This window comes from Algibacter sp. (assembly GCF_049667265.1).
Taxonomy (GTDB): Bacteria; Bacteroidota; Bacteroidia; order Flavobacteriales; family Flavobacteriaceae; genus Algibacter_B.
The window spans coordinates 1-3,150 of the sequence record NZ_JBATHX010000070.1; the positions used below are offsets into that span (position 1 = coordinate 1).

Annotated in this window: 2 protein-coding genes; both read left to right on the forward strand. The window is 32.5% G+C overall.

Annotation, left to right across the window (positions count from 1 at the left end; all coding sequences use genetic code 11):
• The coding region (alaS, locus tag WBN21_RS02670; RefSeq protein ID WP_424197756.1) for an alanine--tRNA ligase at positions 1-1,692 on the forward strand (1,692 nt) is incomplete at its 5' end.
• Between the two features lie 102 nt (positions 1,693-1,794).
• The gene (locus WBN21_RS02675; protein WP_424197757.1) at positions 1,795-2,754 is read left to right on the forward strand and encodes a GSCFA domain-containing protein; all 960 of its coding nucleotides are present in this window, start codon (positions 1,795-1,797) and stop codon (positions 2,752-2,754) included.
• The last annotated feature ends 396 nt before the right edge of the window (positions 2,755-3,150 follow it).

Genomic DNA, 3,150 nt, shown 5'->3' on the forward strand with positions numbered 1-3,150 from the left:
GCTGGTTATGTAATTAGAAGAATTTTGCGTCGTGCCGTGCGATACGGATTCACATTTCTTGATAAAAAAGAACCATTTATTTACAGATTGGTTGAGGTATTGAGTAAGCAAATGGGAACGGCATTCCCTGAATTGAAAGCTCAAAAACACCTCATTGAAAATGTTATAAAAGAAGAAGAACAGTCGTTTTTACGCACCCTAGATCAAGGTTTAGTGTTGTTAAATAGAATTGTTGATGAAACAAAAGGAGATACGGTTTCAGGCGAAAAGGCTTTTGAACTTTATGATACGTATGGATTTCCAATTGATTTAACAGCATTAATTCTTTCTGAAAAGAACTTAAAACTCGATGAAAAAGGATTTAATGACCAATTGCAAAAACAAAAAAATAGATCAAGGGCTGCAAGTGAAATGTCTACGGATGATTGGACAATTCTTGATGATGATGCCGAAGAAGAATTTGTAGGTTATGATACGCTTGAAGCTCAAGTTAAAATAACCAGATACAGAAAAGTAACGTCTAAGAAAGATGGCGATATGTTTCAGTTGGTATTCAATTTAACACCTTTTTATCCTGAAGGTGGCGGACAAGTGGGAGATAAAGGCTATTTAGAAGATGCCCATGGCGATGTGGTTTATATTTTAGATACCAAAAAGGAAAGTAATGTCATTATCCATTTTGCTAAAAATTTACCAAAGCATATTAACGAGTCTTTTAAGGCAGTAGTTGATGCTAAACAGCGTTACAGAACAGAATGTAACCATACAGCAACACACTTATTGCATCAAGCATTGCGTGAAGTTTTAGGTACTCATGTTGAACAAAAAGGAAGTGCCGTTCATTCAAAAAACCTGCGTTTTGATTTTTCACATTTTTCAAAATTAACGGTTGAAGAATTGCGCGATATTGAAAACTTTGTCAATCGACGCATTGAAGGGAAATTGCCATTGGAAGAAAAGCGAAATATCCCAAAAGAAGAAGCCATTGAAGAAGGCGCTATGAGTTTATTTGGTGAAAAGTATGGTGATACTGTTCGTGCCATTCGATTCGGGAAATCTATTGAGCTTTGTGGCGGTACGCACGTAAAAAATACAGCTGATATTTGGCATTTTAAAATAGTATCAGAGGGTGCCGTTGCTGCGGGAATTAGAAGAATAGAAGCTATTACTAATGATGCCGTTAAAGATTTTTATTTTGAAAATAACAATGCTTATTTTGAAATGAAGGATTTACTTAATAATGCAAAAGAACCTGTAAAAGCACTTCAAAAACTACAGGATGAAAACACAAGTCTTAAAAAACAAATAGAAGGATTACTTTCCGATAAGGCAAAAAATATTAAGGGCGAACTTAAAAACGAGTTAGAGGAAATTAACGGTGTACAATTTTTAGCTAAGAAACTAGATTTAGATGCCGGCGGTTTAAAAGATGTCGCTTTTGAGTTAGGTGGTCAATTTGATAATCTATTTTTATTATTTGCTTCTGAAAAAGATGATAAAGCATTTTTAACTTGTTATGTCTCTAAAGAATTAGTTGCAAATAAAGGTTTAGACGCTGGAAAAGTAGTAAGAGAATTAGGTAAATATATCCATGGAGGAGGTGGTGGACAGCCTTTCTTTGCAACTGCTGGCGGTAGAAACCCTAGTGGAATTAAAAAGGCATTGGAGAGCGCAAAGAGATATCTAGTATAATGTAGTAATTATTAAAAACTGGAATAACTAGATTAGTAAGTGGATTATAGATTATTCATACAGCTTTTGCGTCTTAGCGCCTTTGCGCGAAAAAAAACCAACATGAAATTACAAACCAAAATACCATTAGAAAAGCAGTCTGAAGATCAAATAGACTATAGTTCTAATGTGGTTTTATTTGGTTCCTGTTTTTCAGAAAACATGGGGAAAAAGCTTGATTACTTCAAGTTTAAAAATATTCAAAACCCTTTCGGAATTTTATTTCATCCAAAGGCTATTGAGACTTTAATCTCAAACGCTCTTGAAAATAAACAATATTCAGAGGAAGACTTGTTTTTTCATAATGAACAATGGCATTGTTTTGATGCTCATTCGAAACTAAGCAATTCTTCAAAAGATAGCTTATTAGTTGAATTAAACAATCAAATTAATTTAACAGATTCAAACTTAAAAACGGCTTCTCATATTGTGATAACTTTTGGAACTGCTTGGGTTTATCGACATTTAAAAACAAATAAGATTGTTGCAAATTGCCATAAAATTCCGCAGAAGGAATTCAATAAAGAATTATTAACTGTTGAAGAAATTACAGATTCATTAAAAAACATACTTCAATTAATTCAAAAAATAAATTCTGATGTCACCATCATTTTTACAGTTTCTCCAGTTCGCCATTTAAAGGATGGATTTGTGGAAAATACCAAAAGTAAAGCGCATTTGTTTTCAGCAACACATGCTGTCATCAATAAGTCCCCTTCGGGGGTTGGAGGATTTTACTTCCCTTCCTATGAAATTATGATGGACGAACTCCGTGATTATCGTTTTTATAATGAAGATATGGTTCATCCCAGCCAAATGGCGGTCAATTATATTTGGGAAAGGTTTAAAACCGTATGGATATCAGATGATGCTTTCCATATATTAGATGAAATAGATACCATTCAAAAAGGACTTCAGCATAAACCATTTAATTCGCAATCGCAGGCGCATCAACAATTTCTTCAAAAATTAAAAGTGAAAGTTGAAAAGCTAAATGCGCAATACCCGCATATTGTCTTTTAGAGGTAGATTTATATCCTGCTTTTTTTAATAAAATAAACCTTTTGCACCTGTAAAAAATAATTATCACGCTTTATCTTTTTTAATAACGTTTTATCGAGAATATTAACATTGTATAAGTTTAAATATTAATTTTAAAATGCTATTAATCAGTTCATATTAAAAGACATCAATTGTAATATTCAGTAAAATGGTATTCCTTTGATGTTTTTTTTTGCTATAAAATAAACCGCTTCTGAAGCTTATTGTCTTAATTAATTTCTAAATTAGTACATGCGAAAAATTCTGTTTGGTGTCATAATAACTTTGGTTGTATTATTCACTTTTAAATATTGTGGTGATAAAAAAGAAGATAAAATTGTGCTTCAAGAAAGCTCAGCGCTCATACAAGAACAAATT